Source organism: Arthrobacter sp. J156 (assembly GCF_056172865.1).
In genome coordinates, this window is the sequence record NZ_CM149650.1 from 3,314,849 (window position 1) to 3,338,487 (window position 23,639).

General features: G+C 74.2%; 18 protein-coding genes. 5 read left to right on the forward strand and 13 right to left on the reverse strand.

Annotation, left to right across the window (positions count from 1 at the left end; translation table 11 throughout):
* Positions 1-82 precede the first annotated feature (82 nt).
* Complete coding sequence (locus AC0QR5_RS15410) at positions 83-700, forward strand: YdeI/OmpD-associated family protein (RefSeq protein WP_329862419.1); 618 nt, start codon at positions 83-85, stop codon at positions 698-700.
* Here the strand turns inward: AC0QR5_RS15410 and AC0QR5_RS15415 are convergent.
* From AC0QR5_RS15415 to AC0QR5_RS15430, 4 genes are all read right to left on the reverse strand, one after another.
* Positions 666-1,445 (reverse strand): glutamine amidotransferase, encoded by a 780-nt coding sequence (locus AC0QR5_RS15415; RefSeq protein ID WP_329862417.1) that lies wholly within the window; start codon positions 1,443-1,445, stop codon positions 666-668. The genes AC0QR5_RS15410 and AC0QR5_RS15415 overlap by 35 nt on opposite strands.
* A complete protein-coding gene (locus AC0QR5_RS15420) occupies positions 1,442-2,521 on the reverse strand; it encodes an ABC transporter ATP-binding protein (protein WP_329862415.1) in 1,080 nt (359 codons plus the stop codon). The genes AC0QR5_RS15415 and AC0QR5_RS15420 overlap by 4 nt, the downstream gene beginning before the upstream one ends.
* Entirely contained in the window at positions 2,518-4,038 is a 1,521-nt protein-coding gene (locus tag AC0QR5_RS15425; RefSeq protein WP_430633766.1) for an ABC transporter permease, read from the reverse strand. Before AC0QR5_RS15425 ends, AC0QR5_RS15420 begins: the two co-directional genes overlap by 4 nt.
* A gap of 194 nt (positions 4,039-4,232) precedes the next feature.
* Complete coding sequence (locus AC0QR5_RS15430) at positions 4,233-5,318, reverse strand: extracellular solute-binding protein (RefSeq protein WP_329863882.1); 1,086 nt, start codon at positions 5,316-5,318, stop codon at positions 4,233-4,235.
* 263 nt (positions 5,319-5,581) lie between these two features.
* Here AC0QR5_RS15430 and AC0QR5_RS15435 point away from each other — a divergent pair, with 263 nt between their 5' ends.
* Positions 5,582-6,361, forward strand: a complete 780-nt coding sequence (locus AC0QR5_RS15435; protein ID WP_329863884.1) for an SDR family NAD(P)-dependent oxidoreductase — start codon at positions 5,582-5,584, stop codon at positions 6,359-6,361.
* Between the two features lie 14 nt (positions 6,362-6,375).
* Complete coding sequence (locus AC0QR5_RS15440; RefSeq protein WP_329863886.1) at positions 6,376-7,587, forward strand: acyl-CoA dehydrogenase family protein; 1,212 nt, start codon at positions 6,376-6,378, stop codon at positions 7,585-7,587.
* A gap of 29 nt (positions 7,588-7,616) precedes the next feature.
* Here the strand turns inward: AC0QR5_RS15440 and AC0QR5_RS15445 are convergent, their stop codons facing one another.
* From AC0QR5_RS15445 to AC0QR5_RS15475, 7 genes are all read right to left on the reverse strand, one after another.
* On the reverse strand, positions 7,617-10,082 hold the full coding sequence (locus AC0QR5_RS15445; protein ID WP_329863888.1) for a cell wall-binding repeat-containing protein: 2,466 nt from the start codon (positions 10,080-10,082) through the stop codon (positions 7,617-7,619).
* Between the two features lie 94 nt (positions 10,083-10,176).
* Positions 10,177-10,995 carry a DUF1684 domain-containing protein gene (locus tag AC0QR5_RS15450; RefSeq protein ID WP_329863890.1) on the reverse strand — a complete coding sequence of 273 codons (819 nt, stop codon included), beginning with the start codon at positions 10,993-10,995 and terminating at the stop codon, positions 10,177-10,179.
* 40 nt (positions 10,996-11,035) lie between these two features.
* Positions 11,036-12,838, reverse strand: a complete 1,803-nt coding sequence (locus AC0QR5_RS15455; RefSeq protein ID WP_329863892.1) for a hypothetical protein — start codon at positions 12,836-12,838, stop codon at positions 11,036-11,038.
* A 114-nt stretch (positions 12,839-12,952) separates the two neighbouring features.
* Positions 12,953-13,966, reverse strand: coding sequence for a pseudouridine synthase (locus tag AC0QR5_RS15460; protein ID WP_329863894.1), 1,014 nt, complete (start codon positions 13,964-13,966; stop codon positions 12,953-12,955).
* Positions 13,967-14,086: 120 nt separating this feature from the next.
* The gene (locus tag AC0QR5_RS15465) at positions 14,087-14,296 is read right to left on the reverse strand and encodes a dodecin (protein WP_329863912.1); all 210 of its coding nucleotides are present in this window, start codon (positions 14,294-14,296) and stop codon (positions 14,087-14,089) included.
* 134 nt (positions 14,297-14,430) lie between these two features.
* Positions 14,431-15,339, reverse strand: coding sequence for a DNA-formamidopyrimidine glycosylase family protein (locus AC0QR5_RS15470; RefSeq protein WP_329863896.1), 909 nt, complete (start codon positions 15,337-15,339; stop codon positions 14,431-14,433).
* A 125-nt stretch (positions 15,340-15,464) separates the two neighbouring features.
* A complete protein-coding gene (locus AC0QR5_RS15475; protein ID WP_329863898.1) occupies positions 15,465-20,714 on the reverse strand; it encodes an Lhr family ATP-dependent helicase in 5,250 nt (1,749 codons plus the stop codon).
* 203 nt (positions 20,715-20,917) lie between these two features.
* On the opposite strand from AC0QR5_RS15475, the gene AC0QR5_RS15480 reads away from it, so the two are divergent.
* Positions 20,918-21,394 carry an SRPBCC family protein gene (locus tag AC0QR5_RS15480; protein ID WP_329863899.1) on the forward strand — a complete coding sequence of 159 codons (477 nt, stop codon included), beginning with the start codon at positions 20,918-20,920 and terminating at the stop codon, positions 21,392-21,394.
* Between the two features lie 7 nt (positions 21,395-21,401).
* On the opposite strand, the gene AC0QR5_RS15485 is transcribed toward AC0QR5_RS15480, so the two are convergent.
* Positions 21,402-22,031 carry a DUF4232 domain-containing protein gene (locus tag AC0QR5_RS15485; protein ID WP_329863902.1) on the reverse strand — a complete coding sequence of 210 codons (630 nt, stop codon included), beginning with the start codon at positions 22,029-22,031 and terminating at the stop codon, positions 21,402-21,404.
* 83 nt (positions 22,032-22,114) lie between these two features.
* Entirely contained in the window at positions 22,115-22,573 is a 459-nt protein-coding gene (gene rlmH / locus AC0QR5_RS15490; RefSeq protein ID WP_329863904.1) for a 23S rRNA (pseudouridine(1915)-N(3))-methyltransferase RlmH, read from the reverse strand.
* 93 nt (positions 22,574-22,666) lie between these two features.
* On the opposite strand from rlmH, the gene AC0QR5_RS15495 reads away from it, so the two are divergent.
* On the forward strand, positions 22,667-23,407 hold the full coding sequence (locus AC0QR5_RS15495; protein WP_329863906.1) for a phosphatase PAP2 family protein: 741 nt from the start codon (positions 22,667-22,669) through the stop codon (positions 23,405-23,407).
* The last annotated feature ends 232 nt before the right edge of the window (positions 23,408-23,639 follow it).

Genomic DNA, 23,639 nt, shown 5'->3' on the forward strand with positions numbered 1-23,639 from the left:
GAAGCGGCTGCGCGTGCGGCAGGCGTGCGAGGTGCGCGGGACGGGTGGACGAGGCCCGCCGCCGGGTGGTGGACTGTGGTCCATGGCCGCACCGCTTCCCGAACTCCTGCTCCCGGACGCCGCCGCGTGGAGGGCCTGGCTCGAGGAGCACCATGCCGAAGGCCATGGGGTCCGCCTGGTCCTGCACAAGAAGGGCGGCGACGTCACGGCCCTGACGTACGCGCAGGCCGTGCAGGAGGTGCTCTGCTTCGGCTGGATCGACGGCCAGGCGGGCAGCCGCGACGAGGGCAGCTACACGGTCCGCATGACGCCGCGCCGCCCCGGCAGCATGTGGTCCGCCCGCAACGTCGGCTATGTCGAGAAGCTCATCGAGGCCGGCAGGATGCACCCCGCCGGACTCGCTGAGGTCGCCACGGCCAAGGCCAACGGGCGCTGGGAGGCCGCCTACGCGGGCGGATCGTCGGCCGAGCCGCCGCGGGTGTTCCTGGACGGGCTCGCCGCGGACCCGGCGGCCGCCGAGGCCTACGCCCGGCTCAACGCGTCCAACCGCTATGCGATCTACCACCGGCTGCAGACGCTCAAGACGGAAGCGGCCCGCACGCGCCGGGCCGCGGAGTTCGTGGCGATGCTGGCCGCCGGGCAGGCCCCCTCTGCCCAGCCGGGCTTCACCGAGGCACCGCGGCGTCCGCGTAGATCCTGACGAAGTTGCGCAGCAGCACTCCCGGCCACGGCACGTCGGCGGCGAGCGCCTCGCGCGTGAGCCGCTCCGCGTCCGACGGCGGGAAGTAGCCCGCGTCCCGGTACACGGCGATGCGCGTGGCCAGGCCGGCCGGATCCAGCTCGGGGTGAAACTGGGTCGCGTAGAGGTTCTTCTTGATCCGGAACATCTGCACGGGGCACGGCCCCGAGGTCGCGAGGAGCACGGCGTGCGGCGGCAGCTCGGAGACGGCCTCCTTGTGGCCCACGAAGGCCGTGAAGCGCCGCGGCATGCCGGCGGTGAGCGGGTCGGACACGCCCTCGTCCGTGAGCTCGATCGCGCTCGTTCCGACGGGCTCGCCGAAGCGGCGGTCGACGACGGCGCCCTGGTGGGTTCCGAGGGTTCCGACGCCGTAGCACGCGCCGAGGAAGGGGACGTCGTGTTCGACGACGTGGTCCAGCAGGCGTCCGAGCCCGGCCTCGACCTCGCGCTGGGCCGCGTCCTTGTGGTCGTGGGGGTCGGAGGAGTTGAAGGGGCTGCCGCCCACGAGGATGCCGGCGTAGGCGTCGAGCGCGGTGCCGTCCTGGAGCGCGTCGGGGACGGGCACGGCACCGGGGCCCGAGCCCAGGCGCAGGACCTCGAGCCGCCGGCGGTCCATCCCGGACTGGTCGAGGAAGCCGCGGACCTCGTCCTCGGCGGCGGTCGCGTTGGAGCGCGTGGAGAGGAGCAGGAAGGGCCGTGCGGTCATGGAAGGTAGGCTACGCCCTCGCCGTCGACGCGCAGAAACACGGCGGTTCCGGGGGACACGTGTGCCGCGCTCCAGTGGCGGATCGTGATGACCTGGGGCGCCGCGGGGCCGCCGCCGTCCGGCGCGTCGAGGCGGATCCGGACGGCGATCTCGGATCCGAAGAAGTCTGCGTCCACCACGGTCCCGGCGATGCCCGGGGAGTCCACGAGGCGGATCTGTTCGGGACGCAGCATGAGCTCGACCAGCGCGCCGTCGGCCGCGCCGGGCGGGGACGACGCCGGGACCGTCCCCAGCGCGCACCGGGCCAGTCCGCCGTCGAGCCGTGCGTCGAGGACCACCGCCTCTCCGAGGAAGCGGGCCGTGTCGAGGTCCGCGGGCCTGGCGTAGACCGTGTGGGGGTCGCCGACCTGCGCCAGGCGGCCGTCGCTCAGGACGGCGACCTGGTCGGCGAACGACAGGGCCTCGGCCTGGTCGTGGGTGACGAGGACCGTGGTCACCCCGGCCCGGGCGAGGGTGGCCGCGACCGCCTTGCGCGTCGCCACGCGCAGCCCGGCGTCGAGCGCGGAGAACGGCTCGTCGAGCAGCATCAGCTCCGGTTCGCGGGCCAGGGCGCGGGCGAGCGCCACGCGCTGCTGCTGCCCGCCCGAGAGCTGGTCCGGCCGGCGGCCGGCGTGCTCCGGCCCGAGCGCGACCATGTCCAGCAGCTCCTCGACGCGCTCCCGCCCGGCTCGGCCGCGGAAGCGGGCCCGGTCCAGCCCGAAGGCGACGTTCTCGCCCACGCTGAGATGCGGGAACAGGGCCCCGTCCTGGGCGACGAGCCCGATGTTGCGCCGGTGCGCCGGGACGGGCGGGCGGCCCGATCCGTTGAGCAGGGTCCGTCCGCCGAGCTCGACGCGTCCCGCTTCGGGCGTGGAGAACCCGGCGATGATCCGCAGGAGCGTCGTCTTGCCGGATCCGGAGGGTCCGACGACGGCGGTCGTGCTTCCGGGGGCGACGTCCAGGTCGACGTCGGCAAGGGCCCGGGACCGTCCGTAGGACTTGGTGATGCCGGAGAGCCGGAGGTGAGGATCGGTCATGTCTTCTCCCTGAAGACCCGGGCCACGAGGATCCAGGTGGGGGCGATGGCCAGGAGTACGAGCAGCGCCGCGTAGGGCGCGGCGGCCGCGTAGGCGTTGACGGAGGTGTGGGTCCAGAGCCGCGTGGCGAGGGTCTCGAAGCCCGTGGGCCGCAGCATGAGGGTCGCGGGGAGCTCCTTGACGGCGGTCAGGAGGACCAGGAGCGCGCCGGAGGCGATGCCGGGCAGGGCCAGGGGCAGGGTGACCTTGAGGAAGACGCGGACCGGGCCGCGCCCGAGCGCGGCGGCCGCCTCCTCGGCCTGGGGAGGGGCCAGGAGTACGGCCCCGACGACGGGACCGAGCGCGAGCGGGAGGAACAGGGTGCAGTAGGCGAGGGTGAGGAGCCACTGGGTCTGGTAGAAGGCGTAGGCGACGTTGATGCCGAGGAACACCACGGAGAGTCCGACGACGACGCCCGGCAGCGAGTGCGCGAGGTAGACGAGCCGTTCGGCGAGCCGTGGCCAGCGGGAGCCGGAGCGGGCGATCGCGATCCCGAGCGGCACTGCGAGCGCGGTGGTGGCGAGGGCCCCGAGCCCCGCGGCCCAGACGGAGCCGCCGAACGCCGCCGCGACCTCGGCGAGGGATCCGGGGCGGGAGACCCCGCGGACGCTCCACACGCCCATCGCGGCGAGCGGACCGCCGACGGCGACGCCGACGAGCAGCCAGGCGGCCGCCGCGGCGGGGACGCCGAAGCGGCCCAGGGGCAGCAGGGCGTGGGGGCGCCGGACGCCGGAGCCGAGGCGCGCATAGCGGGTCCCCGTGCGCCGGAAGCGGGACTCGACGAGCAGGATGAGCACCGTCAGGGCCAGGAGCACGGAGGACAGGGCCACGGCGCCGAGCCGGTCGAAGCCCATGTTGAACGAGGTGAAGATGGCCCGCGTGAACGTGTCGACGCGCAGGATCGAGACGCCGCCGAAGTCCGCGAGGATGTAGAGCGCGCAGAGCAGCCCCCCGGCGGCGACGGCGGGGAGCACGAGCGGGAGGGTGACCTTGAGGAACGTCCGGGCCGGCGAGTGGCCCAGGGCCCGCGCGGCCTCCTCGTGGGCCGCGTCGACGGAGAGCAGGGAGGCGCTCACGGCGAGGTAGACGTAGGGGTAGGTCACGAGGGTGAGGACGAACACGGCGGCCCAGAAGCCCTCGAAGCCCGCGCGCACGTCGAAGAGGCCGACGAGGGAGGTCCAACCGAACGCGGCGACGTAGCTGGGCACGGCCAGGGGCAGCGCCGCGGCGACGGCGAGGGCCCGGCGGCCGGGCACGGAGGTCCGGGTCACGAGGACGGCGAGCGCGACGCCGATCACGAGGCACAGGGCGGTGACCACGGCGACGAGCAGGAGCGAGGTGGCGGTCAGCCGCGCGATCCGCTCCGTGAACAGCTGGCCCAGCAGCGCCGCCGGCCCGTACTCGAGCGTCCGGACGACGAGGTAGGCGGCCGGGACGAGTGCGACGGCGGTCGCGAGGACGGCGCCGGCGGCGGCCACGGGGTGCCGGGCCGGCCAGGAGTCGCGCAGGCGCGCGCGGCGGACGGCGAACCGGTCCGCCGCGCGCGCCCCGGGACGTGCCGGCGCCGGCGGGGGCCCGGCGTGGGGGAGGTGCCGGGACGGCTCCCCGGAACGCGGGAAGACGGCGGCGCGGGGTGCGCGCCGCCGTCGTTCCGTGGGGGTGTCGTGGGTGGTCAGGCCAGGCCCGCCTCGGTGATCAGGGCGATCGTCGTCTCGAGGTCCTCGAGATCGTTGAGGTCGACGTCCGGGACCTGCAGCTCGGTCAGCGCCGGGATGCCGGCGGGGCCGGGGACGGACTCGAGCATCGGGTACTCGCTGGTCTCCTCGGCGAAGTACGTCTGCCCTTCCTCGGAGAGCAGGAACTCGAGGAGCTTGACGCCGTCGTCGTCCGCGGCGTGCTTGACCAGTCCGGCGCCGGCGATGTTCACGAGCGCGCCGATGTCGCCGTTCGGGAAGAAGTAGTTCGCGGCGTCGAGCTCGTCCGGCTCGACGCCCTTCTCCTTGGCCAGCTCGAACAGGTAGTAGTGGTTGACCAGGCCGAACGGGATCTTGCCGTCGTTCACGTCGGCGACGATCCCGCCGTTGCCCTCGCGGATCTGCGGGTCGTTGGCCTTGAGGTCGGCGAGGTACTGCTTCGCCGCGTCCTCGCCGTCGAGCACGCGCAACGCGGTGATGAAGGCCTGGAAGGAGGCGTTCGTCGGGGCGACGCCGAGCTGGCCCTTGAACTCCTCGCCGTTGAGCTCCTCGACCGTGTCCGGGAGGGTGTCGGCGGGGGCGAGCTCCTTGTTGTGGATCAGGACGCGGGCGCGGGCGGTCACGCCGACCCATTCCCCGTTGCCGTCGCGGTAGGCCTCGGGCACCACGGAGGTGATGGACTCGGGCAGGGCGGCGAAGAGTCCCGCGCTCGAGGCGGCGCCGAGGGCGCCGGCGTCCTGGGCCAGGAAGACGTCGGCCGGGGACTTGTCGCCCTCTTCGAGCAGCTGCGCGGCCATGGCGGCCGTGTTGCCGTAGCGGACCTCGACGTCGATGCCCGTGGCCTCGGTGAACTGGTCGATGATCGGCTGGACCAGGTCCTCACTGCGGCCGCTGTAGAGCGTGATCTTGTTGTCGGAGGCCGCCGCGGGCTCCGACGGGGAGGATCCGGCCGGCGACGTCGTCGCGGAGCTCTCGGCCGGGGCGCTGCCGCCGCCGCAGGCCGCGAGGCCGAGCATCGCCGCCGCGGCGAGCGCGGCCAGGGAGGTGCGCTGGATGGGCTTCATGGAGGTCTTGCCTTTCGGTGGAGTGGAACGCGGCGCCGCCCGGAGGGAGGCCGGGTGATTAGGTGCGCCTAAGTCCCCCCCAAGGATGCCCTAGGGAGACGCCGTGACGCAAGAAATACGCAACTGTTACCTATCGTAATGAGCTGCCGGGTGGCCGTGAGCCGGGTCACGCGGGTAGTGTGTAGTTAGCGATCATTAACCGAAACCGGCCGCGTCCGGCGTCCCCTCGGGACCCCGCGGCCCACCACCAGGGAGGGCGATCAATGGAGATCAACGGGGGATCCGCGCTGGTCACGGGCGGGGCGTCGGGCCTCGGCGCGGCCACGGCACGGCGGCTGTACGACGCCGGGGCGCACGTCGTGCTCGTCGACCTCCCCTCGTCCGGGGGAGCCGAGGCGGCCGCCGCCCTGGGAGGGCGGGCGAGGTTCGCCCCGGCGGACGTGAGGGACGGGGAGCAGGTGCGCTCCGCCGTCGCACTCGCCGCCTCCCTCGCCCCGCTGCGCGCCGTCGTGAACTGCGCCGGGGTCGCGACGCCCGGCAAGGTCCTGGGGCGCGACGGGGTGCTGCCGCTCGCCGCGTTCGAGGCGGTCGTGTCCGTGAACCTCACCGGGACCTTCAACGTGCTGCGCCTCGCCGCCGAGGAGATGGCGCGCAACGAGCCGTGGACGGACCCGGCCACGGGCAGCGGCGAGCGCGGCGTGATCGTCAACACCGCCTCCGTCGCCGCGTTCGACGGGCAGATCGGCCAGCCCGCCTACGCGGCCTCCAAGGGCGCCGTGGCCGCCCTGACGCTCCCCGCGGCCCGCGAGCTCGCACGCCACCTGGTCCGCGTCGTCGCGATCGCCCCGGGGATCTTCGAGACGCCGATGCTGGCAGGCCTGCCGCAGGCGGCGCAGGACTCGCTGGGCGCCCAGGTCCCGCACCCGTCCCGGCTCGGAAAGCCGCAGGAATACGCCGCCCTCGTGGAGCACATCCTGGCCAACCAGATGCTCAACGGCGACGTCATCCGGCTCGACGGCGCCATCCGCATGGCGCCGAAATAGGGCGGAGGACCCCCATGAACGCACGCGTCAACAACCCCGGCCTGCCCGGCGCCCTCGGCGGCCCGCTCGACGGCCTCCCCGGGGCCGACTTCCTCGGGATCGAACGGCAGCTCTCGCACCGCGAGCGGCTCAAGCTCGCCGAGGTCCGCGAGTTCCTCGACGCCGAGGTGGCCCCGCACGCCGCCGGCTGGTGGGACCGCGAGGAGTTCCCGCACCACCTGCTCGGCCCGCTGGGGGAGCTCGGCGTCAGCACGCCCACGCGGCACGGCTACTCGCACCTCTTCCACGGGCTCCTGATCGCCGAGCTCGCCCGCGTCGATGCCTCGATCGCGACGTTCTTCATGATCCACCACGACCTGTTCGTGGAGTCGCTGCACTCCTTCGGCACGGACTCCCAGCGCGACCGCTACCTCGCCGACGCCGCCGCGCTGCGCACCACGGGCGCGTTCGCGCTCACCGAACCGGGCCACGGCTCCGACGTCGGCAAGGGCCTGGGCACCACGGCCCGGCACGACAGCGACGCGTGGGTCGTCGACGGGCGCAAGCGCTGGATCGGCAACGGGACCTTCTGCGACCACCTCCTGCTGTGGGCGCAGGACGCGGACTCGGGGCACGTGAGGGCGTTCATCCTGGACATGTCCCTGCCCGGCGTCTCCGCCACGCGGATCGAACACAAGACCGCCCTGCGGACCGTGCAGAACGCGGACATCGTCCTGGAGGGAGTGCGGATCCCGGAGCGGGACCGCTTCGTCGGGATCGACTCCTTCGCCGACACCAACCAGCTGCTGCGTTCGAGCCGGATCATGGTCGGATGGGTGGCCGTGGGGCAGCAGCTCGCCGCGTTCGACACGGCCCGGGCCTACGTCCTGGGCCGCGAGCAGTTCGGGCGCCCGCTCGCCGCCTTCCAACTGGTCCAGCAGCAACTGGCGCAGATGCTCGGCAACACCACGGCGTCGATGGCGTTCATGGCGCAGCTCGCGGGGCTCCAGGCCGCCGGGCGGGAGGACATGGCGCAGGCCGCCCTGGCCAAGTCCTACACCACGGCCAGGATGCGCGAGACGGTCGCCCTCGGGCGCGGCCTGCTCGGCGGCAACGGGATCCTCAGCGACCACGGCATGGCCAAGGTCTTCGCCGACGCCGAGGCCGTCTACACCTACGAGGGCACCTACGAGGTGAACTCGCTCATCGTCGGCCGCGCCCTGACCGGGATCAACGCGATCAGCTGAGCGGCCCCCGCCCGCGCCCCGCGGAGGGGTCAGGACGGGCAGCGGTTCACCGCGCCGCTCGCCGCGTGCACGGCCGTGGAGGACAGGACGCCCGTGCCGCCGGCCAGGACGTTGGTGAAGCCCTCGAGCCGGGAGTAGGCCGTGGCCACGGCCGGAGGCAGGCAGGTGGGACGCGCCAGGAGCAGCGGAGCGCCGTTGTGTCCGGCGGCCACCGCGGCCGTCAGCCCGTCCGGGAAGTCGGCTCCCGAGGCGAAGAACGACCGTTGCGAACGGGAGGGCCAGAAGGCATTGGCCACGGCCGCGGACGTCGCATAGCGGTCCGCACCGCCGTAGCGGTTGATCCTCACTCCGGGCAGCGCCGAGCGGATCTGGGTGAGCACCGCGTCGGACACGACGCCGGTTCCGCCGGCCACGTAGACCGTGGCCGGATTGAGCCGCCGGAGTTCGGCGAGGGTGCCGGCCGGAAGCGATGAAGCTCGGGTCAGCAAGAGGGGCTGCTTGCGCTGTGCCGCGACGGCGGACAGGGAGAGCGCGTCCGGGAAGTTGGCCCCTGCGGCGAGGAACACCGCGGTGCTGGAGGGCCAGTTCCGGGAGGCCTGCGCCGCCGTCGCGTAGCGGTCGGCGCCGGCGTGCCGGGTGACCGGGGCGATCGCCGCGAGCTGCTGGGCGACGCCCGCCGAGACGACGCCGGTGCCGCCCACCACGTGGATGCGCGCCGGGCGCAGGCGCGCGATCTCATCCCGGACGTGAGGGGGCAGGACGCCGGGGCGGGTGAGCAGGAGCGGCCCCTGGACGCGGCCTGCGAGTGCCGTGCCGGCGAGGGCGTCCGCGAAGTCGGTCCCGGCGGCAACCACGACGGCCGGCGCCGTGGAAGGGAAGGAGTTGCGCGAGACGGCGACGGCGGTCGCATAGCGGTCGGCCCCGCCGAGCCGCACGGGTGCGAGCCGCGTCTGCGTGGAGGCGGTGCCGAGGTAGCTCGTTGTGAGGCGGTGCGGCGTGCTCCGCGAGTTCTTCGCGAAGTCCTGCAGGGAGGCCAGGTCGCCGTTCCAGACGTTGGAGTCGCCGACGAGGGGACCGGAGGAGCTGAACTGCCAGAGGTTGAAGGTCTTCCAGCCGGCGGGCAGCACGCGCGGGTTCTTGGGCACGTTGGTGGCGGTCGGGTAGAGCGCGACGTGCAGCGGCCAGCCCGCGAAGGCCGTCGAGCCGCCCGTGCACGGATCCCACCAGGCCTTGGCGGTGTAGATCATCGGGTAGCGGCCCGTCCGGGTCCTGACGGTCTCGCCGAAGTCCTTGATCCAGGCCACCATTTGCGCCGGCGTCATGCCGAAGCACATGTTGCCCTTGCCGTCGGGGTGCTGCGCGGCGGTGTACGGGTTCCACTCGATGTCCAGCAGCGGCGGGAGGGTCCTGCCGTCGTTGCTCCAGTTGCCGCCGGTGTCCAGGAAGTAGTTCGCCTGGGCGGCGCCCGTCGAGGAGGCCGGCAGGGCGAAGTGGTAGGCGCCGCGGATCATCCCCTGGTTGTAGGAGCCCGTGTACTGCTGGTTGAACTCGGAGTTCCGGATGTTCTGGGCCCGGGTGCCCTCGGTCGTCTTGACGTAGGCGAAGCGCGCACCGTCGGCCCAGGCCTGGGGCCAGTTCACGCCCTTCTGCCATCCGGAGACGTCCACGCCGAGCACGCCCGGCGGGGTCCAGGTCCAGGCCGCCGCTGCGGTGTCGGCGACCCAGTCGGCGGCCGGGCGGTAGACGGTTCCGGACGCAGACGCAGACGCAGACGCAGACGCAGACGCAGACGCTGACGCCGACGCTGACGCCGACGCGGACGACGCCGGGGCCGCGCCTTCCGCATCCTCCGTCGCCCCGGTGGGGACGCCGGCTTCCGTGGCGGATCCAGGTGTGGAGCCCGCGCCGGACGGGACCTCCGTGCCCGCGGGGGCTGGCGTGTCGGCGGAAGCGGCCGCCTCGAGGGCGGCCTCCTCCGCGGCGTCGGCGAGGGCCGCGAGCTCCTCGATCGTCGGCGCCTGCGGGTCGCCGGATTCCTCGATGCGCTTGACGCCCTGGCCGAGCCGGGCGCCCTCGGCCGGCAGCCCGATGGCCTCGTAGACCTCCTCGGCGAGCTCCTTGCGCTTCGCGGCACCGGGCGTGGTCTCGCCGCCGAGCTCCGCGCGCAGCCCGCGGGCCGCGTCGACGGCCGCCTCCGCGTCCACCGCCTGCGCCGTTCCGCCGAGCACGGCCGGGCCGCCCGGCACGGAGGCCGAGGAAGTCCCGGGAGCGTCCTCGACGTCCTCGCCGGCGGGCGGGGCCTGCGTCGGGGGAGAAGGCGTGGAGGACGAAGGGGGCGTGGTGGACGTCGATGAGGGCGTGGCCGGCGACGTCGCGGAGGCGTCGGCGGCGGCGGCCGGCGCGGCCAGTGCGGTCGGCGCGGAGATCAGGGTGGCCGCGAGTGCGGCGGCCACGGCGGGGGAGAGCAGGCCGAGGGGAAGGCTGCGGGCGGTCATGGTGGGGTCCTTGGTACGGTGTCGTCGGCCGGGGCAGTCCGACGAGTGTACCGTGAGTCACTTCCGTCTCACAGAGTCACTTCAACACCATCAGTCACACGCTGTGCCCGTCCTGGGCGATGTGGTCGCCGTCGACGGGGATGCGCTCGCCCGCGGTGACGGCCAGTTCCAGCCGGTTTCCGTGCAGGGGCATGGGGCACGCGGCGAAGCGGGAGAAGGCGAACGGGTAGTTCAGCGTGCGGTTGAAGTCCAGCACCACGAGGCCGTCGGGAGCCGGGGCCGGTACCGAGAGGAAGCGCCAGTCGGCCGTCGAGTCGCCGTTGGTCCCGTCGTGGAAGTTCAGCACCAGCGAGCCGTCCGCTCCCTCCTCGGCGGCGAGGCGGTGGGAGCGGCCGCCGGCCTCGAACACGACGTCACCGACGGCGGTCGCGGTCAGCCGCAGATCGGCCCGGTAGCTGCCGATCGACTCCGTCCGCTCCGCCTCGTAGGGCTCGAAGCGCCCCGCCAGGACCCAGGCGGGGTCGTAGTCGAAGACCGGCACGCCATGGAACGACTCGAGTGCCGGGTGGTGCTGCTCGCGCGTGCGGATCATGTAGCGGCCGTCCCGCAGGCCGAGCTCGACGAGCGTTCCGCCGTGGCGCAGCCAGAACACCGACGCGCCCTCCCCGAGCGCCCGGGCGAGGGGCGCGGTGACGGGGGTTCCGGCGTCGTACTCCACCACCGCGTCCTGCGCGGGATCCGGCACGTAGACGGCCCCGCCCGGCCCGCCCCCGAAACGACCGGGGAAGAACTCCACGGGCCCGGGTTCCGGCGGAAGCCACTGGTAGGAGCTCAGGGTCAGCCAGCCGAACTCGACGGCCAGGCCCTCCTCGCGGAGGCGGCGCCACTGCTTCCAGGTGTCGATCTCGCTCATGGACCCAGTCTGCCACCGCGGCGCTCCGGGCGGGGACGGGCTAGAACTCGGTGCGCTGCCCGCGGGCGGCCCGGCGCTCGGCGTGGCCGATCTGGTAGCGGCGGTTCTCGGTCGCCAGCAGCACGACGAACGCGCAGACTCCGGCGACGAGGGCCACGAGGGCGGAGGTGTTGGCGCCGATGAGGCGCGGCAGCATCATCCATGCCAGCCCCCAGGCGAAGCCGAGGGCCAGCACGATCCGCCCGCGCTCGGACATCGCGAAGGACACGGCCGCCCACGTGGCGCCGACGAGCGTGAGGACGGCCCACCATTCGGCCGGCAGCAGCAGCTCGATGCCCGCGCGTGTCAGCCACACCGCCAGGTTCATCGGCAGGACCGCGAGCATCCAGCCGAGGAAGAGCATCAGCGGGGCGTCGGTGAAGAACCGCTCGGCCCGCGTGCGGGCGGTGCGGAGGTTGACGTGGCGGAGCGTGAAGAGCAGGACGCCGGTCAGGACGATCGCGATCCACAGGGCGCTCGAGACCATGCCGTTGCGGGCGCAGACGAGCCACAGGGCGCCCAGGAGCGCGGCCGCCGCGGCGGGGTAGCCGAGCGCCCGCTGCCGCCGGGCCGAGCGCTGTCCGGGCAGCCACTGGAATCCGGCGAACAGCACGAGTCCGGCGAGGACCACGCCCCACAGGGTGAACGAATCGGTGCCCATCGACAGGAGGGAGCCGCGCGGCCGGAACGGGGAGTCGGGGCCGGAATGCGCCGTGGCGCCGCCGAAGAGGCCGAGCGCCCAGAAGCCGAGGAAGAGCGAGCCGAGGGCCGCGGCCGAGACCGCGATGCGGCGGTACAGGTCCGCAGGGGCCTCCTCGGGCTCGGGCCCGAAGGAGGGGAGGTTGTAGGGGGCGACGTAGACCGGTTCCGGCTCGTCGTCCGGATACGGCCGCGCCGTCCGCGAGGCCCGGATGGCCTGTTGGGCGCTCGCCACGATCGCTTCGAGGTCCTGCGGCGCGGCCGCGGCGGCGGACGGCCGTCCGGCCACGCCGGGGGCGGTCCCTGCGCCGGTGGCCCGGTCGCCGGCGGCGTCGGGCGCGGCCAGGGCGGATCCCGTGCCGGCGGATCCCGCGTCCACGGCGTCCGATCCATCGGGCGCCGGCCCGGACGGGGCCTCGCCGGCGGTGCGCTCGAGCTCCGCCGCCTCGCGGGCCAGGCGCTCCCGCTCCGAGCGTTCCCCTTCGAGTCGCTGGCGTTCCAGGTCCTCGCGCTGGAGGCGTTCGGCCTCGGCCTGTTCGGCCTCGGCGCGTTCGCGTTCGAGGCGCTCCTGCTCGGCGCGCGCAGCGGCGAGCTCCTTGCGGCGCTCGGCCTCGGCGAGCCGCTCGCGTTCGCGCTGCCGGCGCCTCACGCCGCGGGCGTGAGCCCGGGCCTGGGCTGCGCGCTTTTGACGCTCGACGAACTCGCTGCCGCGGGTGCGGATCTGCTCCCAGTCGGGTTCTCCGAGCTGGTCGAGCCATTCCCCGAGGCGGAAGCCCGCGGCATTGCCGCGCGTGTCGGCCCCGGCGTCGGGGTGGTGGGAGACCATGTGCCGTGCGGCGGGGGGCGTCTGGGGGCGCGGTGGGATCGAGGGCGGCCGTCCGGGGACCGGGACGTCCGTCGCGGGGTGTGGGGAGGCGGGGGCCGCGTCCGGTGCGGCGTCGGAGGGTGCGGGCGGGCGTGCGGGACGCGGGCCCGGGTTCCGGTGGGCCCCGTGCACGGCGCGCTCGGCCGCGGGGGTCCCGGCGCCGTCGGTGCGCGGCTGGCTGGCCTTGAGCCGTTCGAGCGCGGAGGAGGCGGCCGAGGTTTCCTCGCGCGTCTCAGCCATCGTCCGTCGTCCCCTTCCGTCGCTTCAGGAGTGCCAGCCCGCCCGCCAAAAGCACACCCACCAGCCTACCCAATGCAGGCGCCGGGTCGGGGGAGGCGCACCCTGGCGGGCTGCCTAGAGCGGGCTTTCCCGCAGCCGCAGCCGCGACGCGAAGCGCGCGGGACGCCCCGTGAGCGGATCCGTGAAGGCGATCGAACGGGCCAGGAGCTGCAGGGGCCGCTCGTGGTCGTCGGGCGCCTGGTCCAGGAGCACGGGATAGAAGGGGTCGTTGAGGATCCCGAGGCCGAGGGCGGCCAAGTGGACCCGGAGCTGGTGGGTCTTGCCCGTGTGCGGGCGCAGGCGGAAGTGCACGACGCCGGTGCCCGCGTGGGTGCCGCGGCTCACGCCGGTGCGCAGCGGCTCCACGAGCGTCTCGGCGTTGGCCTCACCGTCCTCCACGATGGCCCGCAGGGTGCCCTTCACCTTGGTCATGCGGTTGCGGTAGACGAGGGGAAAGCGGAGGTGGGCCGGCAGGCCGGGGACGGCGGCGGCGTCGTGCGGGTCGCGGGGGAGGACGACGCTGCCGGGCCATGCGGGCGGTGGCGGGGCGCCGGGGCCGGGTAGGGCGCTGACGGCCTCGTACTCCTTGTGGATCTGCCGGCGCTCGAAGAGCGTCTGGTAGGCGCCGCGCGTGGCCGGATTCGTGGAGAAGAGGATGACGCCGGCGGTCGCCCGGTCGAGGCGGTGCATCGGGACCAGCTCGGGCAGCCCGAGCCGGTTCCGCAGCCGGACCAGCGCGGATTCCTGGACGAACCGGCCGCCCGGCGTGGTCGGCAGGAAGTGGGGCTTGTCCACGACGAGCAGGTGATCGTCCTGGTGCAGCACCGTCTCGGTGACCGGGATCGGCTCCTCGCCGGGCAGGTCCCGGTAGTACCAGAGGAACTCGTGGCGCCCGAGCGGCGTGCGGGGCGTGATCGGCTCCCCGCCGAGCCCGACGACCTCGCCCTCGGCGAAGCGCCGCGCGATCCCGTCCGGGTCCACGTGGCCGAAGCGGTGCAACACGTAGTCCATGACGGTATCCCAGCCCTCGCGGGGCAGCCGCAGGCGGGTCGCGTTGACGCCGTCGCGCACGGGGAGTGGGGACTTCATGGCCATCCCCCCACGCTAGCCGACCCGCGGCACGGGTGGCGCCGGCGCTTCCGGGGTTCCCCGGCGGGCGCCGTGCGGGCCGGGCGGCGGGCGGAGTGCGGGCGGAGGGCTCCCGCACGGCTACTCCTCGATGCGGAAGCCGAGCTTGATTCCGACCTGCCAGTCCGCGACCTCGCCGTCCTTGAGGTGCCCGCGGATCTCTGTGACCTCGAACCAGTCGAGGTGGCGCAGGGTCCGCGAGGCCTGCGCGACGGCGTTGCGGACCGCGGACTCGACGCCGTCCGGGGACGTGCCGACGATCTCGGAGACGCTGTAGACGTGGTTGGACATGGTGACCTCCGCTGGCAGCGGCCCGGCGGGGGCGCCCGGCCTGGTGTTGGCCACGCTACTGGGGTGGACGACGCGCGTAAATGGGCGGCGGCCGTCGGGCCGGGCCGGCGGTTCCCCGTCTCCGCGGCGGCTGCCTACGCGGCCGGGTGCTGCAGCGGCTGGCAGTGCGGACAGTAGTAGAGGTCGCGCTCGGCCTGCTGCGCCGCGCGGGAGGCGCTCGCCGCGGCCGCCGCGGCGGCGAGCTCGGCGAGGTTCTCGGCCGCGCGCGGGCCCTGCCCGGCACCGGCGGGCACGGACTGGCCGTGGACGTTCACCGGATCGGCGATCTTCTCGTGGACGATCGGCGTGCCGCAGCGGTGGCACGGCTTGCCGCCGCGGCCGTAGACCCAGTACGGATCCCGGATGCTTCCCGGCGTCGTGACGCGGCGGGCCCGGTCCTTGTTGGTGTGCAGGAGCTGGTGGGCGAGTTCCACGAGCCGGGCCATGTCCGGCAGCTCGCCGGCCGGCGTGCGCGGGTTGGCCTGCAGGAGGAAGAGGAGCTCGCAGCGGTAGATGTTCCCGATCCCGGCGACGAGCCGCTGGTCCAGGATGGACAGGCCGATCGGCCGTTCCGGGTCCAGCAGGAGCCGCCGCTCGGCCTCGGCGGGGTCCCAGGAATGGCCGAGCGGGTCCGGCCCCAGGTGCCCGACCGCCTCGGGCTCGTCGGCCGTCCGGATAACGCGCAGGAAGCCGAGCTCGAACCCGACGGCCTGGAAGGCCTCGTTCTTCAGGATGCAGCGGGCCTTGAAGGCGGGTGCCCGCCAGCGCTCGCCGGGGGCGTAGACGTCCCAGTGCCCGTCCATCATCAGGTGGGAATGGATGCTCAGGTCGGCCGCCCGGATCAGCAGGTGCTTGCCCCGGGACACCACGGATCCCACGAGGGCCCCCGCCAGGTTCAAGGTGGCGTAGCGCGGGACGCGGAAGTCGCTGGATTCCAGGACCCTGCCGGTCAGGGCCGCGTCGAGCATCCGCGCGGCGCGGTAAACACTGTCTCCCTCAGGCAATGCCGGTCACATCCTTGTCCTCTGCTTCCTGTGCTCCTAGCTTGTCATGTCCTGCGCCCGTGTGGGTGGTTACGTTTTGGTAGCGGTCCGCGGGGCGTGCTCCGCGCCTGCGGTTTCCGCGCAGGTCATGGGCGGAATCGGACCCCGTGGGGGGAGGAGTAGAAGCCGGCGGCGAGGAGGGCCGCGGCGAGCGGCGTGTCCGGAACCGGCTGCCCGTTGACCTTCTCCACCGCCATCTTGTCCACGCCCGCCCGCCGCAACGCGGCGACGAGGGCGCGCGCCACGGCGTCCAGCCGGGCCGGGTCCTGCTCGTAGCAGAGCAGGGTCTTGCCGCCGCGCTCCACGTAGAGGGCCAGGGCGCCGTCGACGAGGACGACGACGGCGCCCGCCTTGCGCCCGGGCCGGTGCCCCGTGGCGCCGGGACTGCCGGACGGGCCGTCGGCGGCGGGCCAGGGCAGGGCGGCGCCGTAGGGGTTGGCCGGGTCGGTGGCGGCGAGCGCGAGGGCCGGGGTGCCCGCGTCGGCGCGGTGCACGGCGTCGAGCTCGGAGTCGCGCACATGCCCGCGCAGCCGGTCCACGGTGGCCGGGGTGGAGAACTGGGCGGCGCCGAGCCGCTCGATGAAGTAGCCGCGGCGTGCCCGCCCCGCCTCCTCGAGCCGCGCGAGGACCTTGTAGACCAGGCCGAAGCCGCCGGGGACGTCCTCGACGGCGACCGAGCCCCGGGTCACGACCCCGTAGCGGTCCAGGAGGTACTCCGCGAGGGCGTGGGCGCGCACCGTGGGGTCCGCTTCCGGGGCCGGCAGCAGCGACCATCGTCCGGCAGCATGGGACGGGAGGCGTCCGGCGTCGTGGCTCGCCTCGAGCCGCCCGGACGCATCCGGGCGGAGCCCGCCGCGCAGCGGCGTCCCGCCGGGGGCGCCGGCACCGCCCTCGAGGTCACTCCCGACACCGGGGCCGGGGTTCGGACCGCGGGATCCGGAGGCGCCCGACGCGGCTCCGCGCTGCGGCCTCCCGAGGCCGGCGTAGCGTCCCGGCAACCGCGTGCGGGCCCGTGGGGTCTGAGCCCGTTGCCGGTGCGCCGTCTTCCCGCCGCCCAGCATGCCGCGGACGGGGGCGAAGGTGTCGTTCCCGACCCGGCCTGCCCAGACCAGGTCCCAGAGGGCCGCAAGCAGCTCCTCCTGGGGCACCGGCGCCCCCGCGGAGGGCCCTGCCGCCGTGGCGCCGTCCACGGGAGGGCGTCCCTCCGCCCCCGGGCGCCCGGGCTGAGCGTCGCCCGGCAGCCGGGCTGCGGCGTCGTCCCGTCCCCGAGCGTCTCCCGGCAGCCGGGCCGCGACGTCGTCCCGTCCCTGCGCTTCGACGAGGGAAGCGAGCTGCCCGAAGAAGTAGGCCCCTCCGAGGCCCGTGCCCCCGGGGTCGAGCGCGGCCAGGATCCGGCGGTGCAGCGCGCCCGGCTCGAACGACGGATCCGGCTCGAGCGTCAGCGGGGCGTTCTCCGCGAGGTGGAGGCTGATCCAGCCGTCGTTGCCCGCGAGGGCACCGGCCCCGGACCACAGCACCTCGCCGGTGGCCATGAGCTCGTCGAGCATGCCGGGCCGGTAGTCCTCCACGCGCGCGGGCAACACGAACCCCTCCCAGGCGCTCGCCGGGACGGGGACGCCGGAGAGCTGGTCGATCACCGTGGCGACGCCGTCGAGCCCGCGCAGGCGCGCGCCGACGGACTGCCACTCGGGCAGGAAGCGGCCATAGGCGGCCGCGTCCACGGGTTCCACGTCGGCGCGGAGCGCGGCCAGCGAGCGCCGGCGGATCCGGCGCAGGACCTCGGCGTCGCACCATTCGGCGCCGGCCTCCCCGCTGCCGTCGTGGGCCTGCGCCGTGGGCCGGAACTCGCCCTCGACGACGCGGCCCTCCCCGGCCAGGCGCTTCAAGACGGCCAGCACGACGGCGCCACCGAGGCCCAGCCGGGCCGCCGCCTCCGCCGCCGTGAACGGCCCGTGGGTGCGCGCGTAGCGGCCCACGAGGTCCCCGAGCGGATCCGCGACCGGCTCGACGAACGCGAGCGGGACGCCGATCGGCAAGGGCACGCCGATCGCGTCGCGCAGCCGGGCCGCGTCCTCGATCGCGGCGACGACGGGCCGGCCGGCGAGGTTCAGGCGCAGCGCCCGGTTGGCGCGGACGAGATCCCCCACGTGGCGCGCGGCCGCGGCGGTCTCCTCCGTGTGGCGCCCGGCCGCGGCGGGCTCCTCCGGCCCAACTGCGGCTTCTCGACCGATCTGCGTCCGATGGACGGCGATCGGTCCATGGCCCGCGGTTTCGCCGGATGGGCCGGAAGGGCCGTCGGCGGGCTCGAGGCGCGCGGCGAGTTCGGCCTCGTCGAGCGGACCGAGCAGGCGCAGCAGGTCGGCCGTCCCCTCGAGCCCCTTGAGCCGGTAGCCCTCGGCGAGGCGCTGCAGCTCGGCCTCGGTGCGCTCGATGACCTGCGGGTCCAGCAGCTCGCGCAACTCTGCACGGCCCAGCAGCTCGTTGAGCAGTCCGGGGTCCAGGGACAGGGCGGCCGCCCGGCGTTCGGCCAGTGGTGAGTCGCCTTCGTAGAGGAACTGGGCGACATAGCCGAACAGCAGGGACTGGGAGAACGGGCTCGGCGCCCTGGTGGTGGTCTCCACGACCGTGATCTCGCGGCGGGCCACGGCGGCGGCGATGGAGCGCAGGGCGGGCAGGTCGTAGACGTCCTGCAGGCATTCGCGGACCGTCTCGAGGATGATCGGGAACGTCGGGTACTTCCGGGCGACGTCGAGCAGCTGGGCCGATCGCTGCCGCTGCTGCCAGAGCGGGGTGCGCTTGGCCGGATTCTGGCGGGGCAGCAGCAGGGCGCGCGCGGCGCACTCGCGGAACCGGGAGGCGAAGAGCGCGGAACCGCCGACCTCGGCCGTGACGATCGACTCGAGCTCGTCCTCCTCGAAGAGGAACAGCTCGGCGCCCGGCGGCTCGTCCTCCATCATCGGCACGCGCAGGACGATCCCGTCGTCGGCGGCCATCGCCGAACCGTCCAGCCCGTAGCGTTCGTGCAGGCGCGCCCCGACGGCCAGGGCCCACGGGGCGTGCACGGGCAGGCCGAAGGGGGAGTGCAGGACCACGCGCCAGTCGCCGAGCTCGTCCTGGAAGCGCTCCACGACGAGCGAGCTGTCGCTCGGGACGACGCCGGTGGCCTCGCGCTGGGCACGCAGGTAGTTCCGCACGTTCGCGGCCGCCCAGCCGTCGAGGCCGATCGCGTCGAGGCGCCGGGCCGCCTCGTCGTCGCCTGCCGCGGCCAGCTCCCGGCGGAAGGCGCCGAGGGCGTAGCCGAGCTCCACGGGCCGGCCGAGCGCGTCGCCGCTCCAGAACGGCAGCTTGCCCGGCTGCCCGAAGGCCGGGGTGACGATCACCTTGTCGTGCGTGATGTCCTCGATCCGCCAGCTCGTGGCCCCGAGCGCGAAGACGTCGCCCACGCGGGACTCGTAGACCATCTCCTCGTCGAGCTCGCCCACGCGCCGGCCGCCCTTGACGGTGTCCTCGCTCCCGGCGAGGAACACGCCGAACAGGCCGCGGTCCGGGATGGTCCCCCCCGAGGTCACGGCGAGCCGCTGGGCGCCGGGACGGCCGGTGATCGTGCCGGCGTCGCGGTCCCAGATGATCCGCGGGCGCAGTTCCGCGAACTCGTCCGACGGGTACTTGCCGGCGAGCAGGTCCAGCACGGCGTGGAACGCGGAACGCGGCAGGGCGGCGAAGGGCGCCGAGCGGCGGACGACGTCGAACCACTCCTCCGCGTCGACCGCGCCGAGCGCCGTGGCCGCGACCGTCTGCTGCGCGAGGATGTCCAGGGGGTTCGCCGGGACGCGCAGGGGTTCGATCCCGCCGGCGAGCATGCGCTCCACGGCGACGGCGGTGTTGACCAGGTCCCCGCGGTGCTTGGGGAAGAAGACGCCGTGGGAGGTCTCGCCGACCTGGTGGCCGGCGCGTCCCACGCGCTGCAGGCCGGAGGCCACGGACGTCGGCGACTCGACCTGGATCACGAGGTCCACGAGCCCCATGTCGATCCCGAGCTCGAGCGAGGACGTCGCGACGACGCAGCGCAGCCGGCCCGACTTGAGGTCGTCCTCGATCTGCGCGCGCTGGTCCTTGGACACCGATCCGTGGTGGGCCCGCGCCAGGAGCGGCTCGGCCCCGGCGACCGTCCCGGCCTGGGCCATGATCTCGGCCGGCATCCGCCCGGGCGGGCCGCCGGGCCCGGTTCCGGGCGCCGATCCACGGGATCCCTGCCCGGGACCGGCCCCGGTGCCGCCCTCGGCCCAGACGTCGCCGGTGCCGTCGACGCCCCAGGGATCCGTCCCCTCGGCGGCGGCCAAGCGGAGGGAGTGGATCTCGTTGAGCCGCCCGGTCAGGCGCTCGGCGAGCCGGCGGGAGTTCGCGAAGACGATGGTCGAGCGGCGGGAGAGCACCAGGTCGACGATCTTCTCCTCGACGTGGGGCCAGATGCTGGCCTGGGGCTGCAGGCCGGACGCGGGCCCGAGGTCGTGCGCGGCCGCGGCCGCGGGCAGGTCGGTCATGTCCTCCACGGGCACCGTGACGGTGAGCTCCCACGTCTTGGCCGATTCCGGGGCGACGACCTCGACGGGCCGCGCGCCCCCGAGGAAGCGGGCGACCTCCCCGCGGGGCTCGACCGTGGCGGAGAGGCCGATCCGCTGGGCCGGGCGCGCCAGCAGGGCGTCGAGTCGTTCGAGGGAGACGGCCAGGTGCGCGCCGCGCTTGGTGCCCGCGACGGCGTGGACCTCGTCGACGATGACGGTGTCGACGCCGGCCAGGGTCGCCCGCGCGCGCGAGGTCAGCATGAGGAACAGGGACTCGGGGGTCGTGATGAGGATGTCCGGCGGGTGGGAGAGCAGCTTGCGCCGCTCCGACGCCGGGGTGTCGCCGGAGCGCACGCCGACCGTGATCTCCGGGGCGGGGAGGCCGAGCCGGCCCGCAATCTGGGTGATGCCGATGAGCGGGCTGCGCAGGTTGCGTTCGACGTCGACCCCGAGTGCCTTGAGCGGGGAGATGTAGAGGACGCGTGTGGTGCGCCGGGCGTGCCGCGCGGGGGTGCCGGTGACGCCGTCGAGGTCCAGCTCGGCCTGCCGCGGCGCGTCGGCGGCCCGGATGAACGAGTCGAGGGCCCAGAGGAACGCCGAGAGCGTCTTGCCGGAGCCCGTCGGTGCGATGACGAGGGCGTTCGCGCCGGAGGACACGGCCTGCCACGAGCCGAGCTGGGCCGCGGTGGGCGCGTTGAAGGCCCCGGTGAACCACTCCCGCGTGGCGGGCGTGAACCGGTCCATCACCGATGTCGTGGGGGCCTGGGGTTCCATCGGGATCAGCCTACGCCGCGCCACCGACGCTTCGGCGGGCCCGCCGCTCCGGGTCGTCCCGGGAGCCCCGCCGTGCCCGGGCGGCGCCGCCCCGGGAGGCCGCCGTCCGGCGTCGTACCGTCCCCGTACCCAAGCGTCGGTGCCGCGCCCTACACTGGCGGAACCGGCCCGCGCGGCGCCGGCAACCGCAGAAGGGACGGCCCATGGACAGGATCGAGATTCGCGTCGAGCGGCTGGTCGCCGCCGACCCGCGCGTGGTGTGGGACGTGGTGACGGACCTGGACCACGCGGCGCAGACCTTCGGCGGCATCGAGGCCGTCGAACGCGTCGAGGGCACGGGCTACGCACCGGGCGTGCGGTGGCGCGAGACGCGCAAGGTCATGGGCCGCAGCGCGACGGAGGAGATGTGGGTGGACGAGGTCGAGGAGCCGCGCCGCACCGTCGTGCGCGCCGAGTCCCGCGGCGTGCGCTACGACTCCACGTTCACCCTGACGCCCGAGCCCGGGGGCACGCGGCTGGAGCTCGTCTTCGGCGGCGACCCCGTGGGCCAGGGCGCGGTGGCGCGCTTCATCGGCCGGCTGATGGGCCCGCTCGCCGTCAAGGGCACGCGCAAGATGCTCGAGCAGGACCTCGCCGACATTGCGCGCGAGGCCGAGGCGAGGGGTCGCACCGGCCTGTGAGCCGCGGCTACTTCTCGTACGGGCCCGCCTCCAGCAGCACCACGGTCGCCGAGGAGCACGCCGTCGCGTCGCGCTTCAGGTAGGATGTCGCGCCGCCGTCGGACAGGGCCACGGCCAGGAGCGGGGCGTCGACGGGCCGGCAGTCCTCCGGGTCGAACTTCCCGGCCTGCTTCTCGCGCAGCACGGCCGCGGCGCTCTCGCCGGTGCCGAGCGTGATCTCCGGCGCCGGCTCGCCCACGTGGGCCGCCGGCGCACCGAGGGTCTCGCCCTCGGCGGCCTGGTAGGTGATGACGGGGAAGCCGGCGAGCGTGCACTCGTCCCCTTCGTTGGTCACGACGAGCCGGCGCGTCACGGCCTGCGCGTCGGCGCCGCCCTCGACATCCTCGACGACGATCTCGGCGTCGTCCGCGCTGCACGGCAGGCCCGCCGGGGCCGTGCCGGGGGTCGCCGTGCCCGCGCCCGTCGGGGCGGCGCCGGCGGGCCCCGAGGACGACGCCGGTGCCTCCTGGGTCGAGGTGGCCTGCGGTGAGCCGGGGCTGAGGGTGGATTCGGTGGCCTGTTGCGGCGCTCCGCACGCGGACAGTGCGAGCGGCGCCAGCAGGGCCGCAGCCAGCAGGATCGGGGTTCGGTTTTTCACGGTATCCCTCCTCGGTCGTGGGCAGGCGGTGCCTGCTTTCCCGACGCTACACCCGGGCGGAATTGGTGTCTGCAGGCAACCGGTTATTCGTGGTGGTAGGGCCGGCCACCGGCGATCTCCTGGGCCCGGTAGAGCTGCTCCGCCAGGACCAGGCGGACCAGCTGGTGCGGGAAGACGAGCTTGGACAGGCTCCAGACGAAGTCCGCCCGCCGGTGCACCTCGGCGTCGACGCCGTAGGCCCCGCCGATGACGAGCGTGACGGGCCGGGCCGTGTCGAGCGGACGCTGCAGGGCGGCCGCGAGCGCGGGGGAGTCGATGTTCTTCCCGCGTTCGTCCAGGAGGACGAGGTAGTCGGACGGGGACACCTTGGACAGGATGCGGGACGACTCCTCGGCGCGGGCGGCATCGCCCTCCCGGGCGGAGTGCGGCAACAGCTGCCAGGAGAGGTCGAAGGGCTTCTTCATCCTCTTGCCGTAGCGCTCGATGCCCTCGGCGACCCACGATTCGTGCTTCTTGCCTACTGCCAGGATCCGCAATGCCATGGCACTAGTCTTTCAGCTACGAACGGCAGGGCGGACCCGGCCGCGGCAGCCGGCCGAGGGCCGGACCGGAACACGTGGAAGGACGGCAGGAAGATGACCCAGCCAGCGCATCAGGCGGACCCGGGGGACAAGGCGGCGTCCGTCGTCGCCCGGGTGGCCGGACCGTACGGCGCCCTGTGGCTCGTCCTGGTCCTGGGTGCGGCGGCCGTCACGGCCCTCACGGCGCTCGCGGCCGAGATCTACGAGTCCGTGGTCGAGGCCGACGGCCTGGCCGGGGTCGACCAACCGCTCCTGGACTGGATGATCACCCTTCGCTCGCCGGGGCTGGACGCCGGAGTCACCGCCTTCACCGACGTCGGCGGGACCGTGGGCATGCCGGTCGTCGCGCTCGCCGCGATCGGCGTGCTGACGTGGATGGGCCGGAGCTGGCGTCCGCTCATCCTGGTCGCGGCCACGGCGGCCGGATCGCTCTTGATGACGGTCGTCGGCAAGGAACTGATCGGGCGGGCCCGGCCGGCGCTCGCCGACGCCGTGCCTCCGTACGAGTCCTCCGCGTCCTTTCCCAGCGGGCACACGCTCAACGCCACGGCCATCGTCGCGGTGATCGTCTACCTGTGCTGGATCGAGCTGCGCAGCCGGACGGCCCGGATCGTGGTCCTGACGCTGGGCCTCCTGTTCGTCGTCGGCATCGGCAGCAGCCGCGTTTTCCTGGGGCACCACTGGTTCACCGACGTCGTCGCGGCCTGGGCGCTGGGGCTGGCCTGGGCCGCCGTCGTGGTCTTGGCCCACAGGGCGTTCCACACGGTGCGCCGGGTGCGCCGCCAGAGCCTCTAGCGGCTGCTTGACTTCAGCGCGATGATGGGCCTGCCGGGTGCGGCGTTCGCCAAGGCCCAAGGGACGGCATCGACCGAGTGCGGCAGCCCGCCCCTCCACGATGAGCACCTCGATGGGGATCAGGCCAACCGCGGAACTCCCTTGGATTGCCGAAAGGCGTGAACCGGAGAAGCGAAAGGCGCTTGCTTTGCTGTGTTGTCAACGAAGCAAGCGCCTTTCAGGTGGCGGTGAC